Genomic DNA, 2,470 nt, shown 5'->3' with positions numbered 1-2,470 from the left:
GGGGAGAAAGGGGGAGTCAGACGCGTTTGACGTTGGTGCCTTGGGCTTCGATGGCGCGGGCCTCGTTCGGGCTCAGGCCGGTATCAGTGATGAGGAGGTCCACTTGTGAGAAGTCGCCGAAGCGGGCGAAGTACTCCTGGCCCGCTTTGGTGGAGTCAGCGAGGAGGACCACACGCCGGGCCGCCGCCATGATCGTGCGCTTGACGGCCGCCTCGGCCAGGTCGGGGGTGGTGAGCCCACCGTCGACGGAGAAACCGTTGGTGGCGAGGAAAAGGACGTCGGCCTTGATCTCGCCATAGGTCCGCAGAGCCCACGCGTCCACGGCAGCCCGGGTGCGGTGCCGTACCCGACCGCCGACTATGTGCAGCTCGATACCGGCGTGGTCGGCGAGCCGGGCGGCGGTGGGAAGGGCGTGGGTGACCACCGTCAGTGATGCGTCCATCGGGATCACCGTGGCGAGCCGGTCCGTGGTGCTGCCGGCGTCGAGTACGACGCTGCCTTCCGGGGGCAGCTCGGCGAGCGCGGCCTGCGCGATGCGGTCCTTCTCCTCGGTCGCCGCCGATTCCCGGGCCGCGAGGTCGGGCTCGAAGTCGAGACGTCCCACAGGGATCGCGCCCCCGTGAACCCGCCGCACGAGACCGGCGCGGTCCAGGGCTTTCAGGTCGCGGCGCACCGTCTCGGCGGTGACGTGGAACTCAGCCGCCAGGGACAGCACATCAACGCGGCCCTGTTCCTCCGCGATGCGAAGGATGGCCTGCTGGCGCTCCGGTGCGTACATGTGGATTCAGGTCCGTTCTATGCCCGACCGTGTGGTTCTCCGTGAGACTACGACCGTGTGTCCAGAAAGTAAACACGTTCGGGCATCGCTTCGGGCACGAACAGACATCGAGGGGGAAGCGGTGAGGTGAAGGTGGGAAAGGAGAGCCGGGAGGGAGATTCCCCGGGTGAGGAAAGCGGGCAGCAAAGAGCCCCGGCGCTCGGGGGAAGGCACCGGGGCTCGTCTGTGGGGGCGACTGGGCCGGCTCGGAGAAGTCGGCCGACGGGTGGTTTACGCCGCCTCGTCGAAGCCCGTGGCATGGGCCATCTTCTTCAGTTCCAGGAGGGCGTGCTTCTCGATCTGGCGGATGCGCTCCCGGGTGAGACCGTGCTGCTTGCCCACCTCGGTGAGGGTCCGCTCACGGCCGTCGACCATGCCGTAGCGGGCCTTGATGATCGAGGCCGTACGGTCGTCGAGCCTGCCGATGAGGTCGTCCAGCTCTTCCCGGCGCAGCACCGTGAGTACGGACTGCTCGGGGGAGGCGGCCGAGGTGTCCTCGAGCAGGTCGCCGAACTGGGTCTCGCCCTCGTCGTCGACCGACATGTTCAGGCTGACCGGGTCGCGGGCCCAGTCGAGCACATCGGTGACGCGCTCCGGGGTGGAGTTGAGCTCTGCTGCGACTTCCTCCGGCTCCGGGTCGCGGCCGTGCTCGCGGTTGAACTCACGCTGCACTCGGCGGATGCGGCCCAGCTCCTCCACGAGGTGGACGGGGAGCCGGATGGTGCGGGACTGGTCGGCGATCGAGCGGGTGATGGCCTGGCGGATCCACCACGTCGCGTACGTGGAGAACTTGAAGCCCTTGGTGTAGTCGAACTTCTCCACCGCGCGCACGAGTCCGGCGTTCCCCTCCTGGATCAGGTCCAGCAGAGGCAGACCGCTGCGCGGGTAGCGGCGGGCGACAGCGACCACAAGGCGCAGGTTGGAGCGGATGAAGATGTCCTTGGCCCGTTCGCCCTCGGCGACGATCCCTTCCAGCTCTTCGCGGCTCGCGGTCGCGCTGGCAGACTCACCGGAGACCGGCTCCTCAAGACCGTCCAGAATACGCTGGGCGTAGACGCCCGCTTCTATCGCGAGCGACAGCTCGACTTCCTTGGCGGCGTCAAGCAGCGGCGTGCGGGCGATCTCGTCGAGATACATGCCGACCAGGTCGCGGTCCGCGACTTCGCTGCCTGCGGCGCGAACACTGCTTGCCGTGTCGGAGACACCGGTCGTGTTCTCCTGACGACGGGCGACGGCACGGGTTGCCATGCGTGCTCCCTTGCGAGTGGTCTGAAAACTTTGGCCTGGTGGCTGGCTCGGACACTTCTCGGGTGCCCGTCTTGCGTAGATGTCAACGGCTGGAATCCGGACTAAATTCCCAAGCCGCACAACATTTTTCCGATCATGCAGTAAACTGCGCCGCTACCCACCCCGGCAGCACGGTGACAGAGCGCGCTCAGGCGCTGGTCGGAGCCGTGCAGAGCTGCTCCGGGTGGGCTGTGGGGGCCACTCCGCGGCTGCCGGGCGGCATCGTCGTCGATGCCCTTCACCCGACTAGACGGCCCGCACTCCTCCTTGGTTGCGTGACTCTCCTCGCACCCTCCGCTGTCGGCCCGTCTCCGGCCGGGCCGCGGTCCTCCCTGTCTCTCCCCCGCGCAGGCCGCTCCCCCGTCC

Annotated in this window: 2 protein-coding genes; both read right to left on the bottom strand. The window is 67.9% G+C overall.

Annotated features, from left to right (window positions below):
- Nucleotides 1-16 precede the first annotated feature (16 nt).
- The gene (locus ITI46_RS34120; RefSeq protein ID WP_209243878.1) at nucleotides 17-778 is read right to left on the bottom strand and encodes a DeoR/GlpR family DNA-binding transcription regulator; all 762 of its coding nucleotides are present in this window, start codon (nucleotides 776-778) and stop codon (nucleotides 17-19) included.
- Between the two features lie 270 nt (nucleotides 779-1,048).
- Entirely contained in the window at nucleotides 1,049-2,065 is a 1,017-nt protein-coding gene (locus tag ITI46_RS34115) for a sigma-70 family RNA polymerase sigma factor (RefSeq protein WP_209243877.1), read from the bottom strand.
- Nucleotides 2,066-2,470: the final 405 nt, after the last annotated feature.

The organism is Streptomyces oryzae (assembly GCF_017676365.1).
Lineage (GTDB): Bacteria > Actinomycetota > Actinomycetes > Streptomycetales > Streptomycetaceae > Streptomyces > Streptomyces oryzae.
The sequence above is the reverse complement of the archived record's forward strand: the minus strand, read 5'-3'. Positions and strand labels throughout refer to the sequence as shown.

Bases quoted from the DNA above. Each gene is read 5' to 3' on its own strand.
- ITI46_RS34120 (WP_209243878.1), bottom strand. From the start codon at position 778: ATGTACGCACCGGAGCGCCAGCAGGCCATCCTTCGCATCGCGGAGGAA.
- ITI46_RS34115 (WP_209243877.1), bottom strand. From the start codon at position 2,065: ATGGCAACCCGTGCCGTCGCCCGTCGTCAGGAGAACACGACCGGTGTC.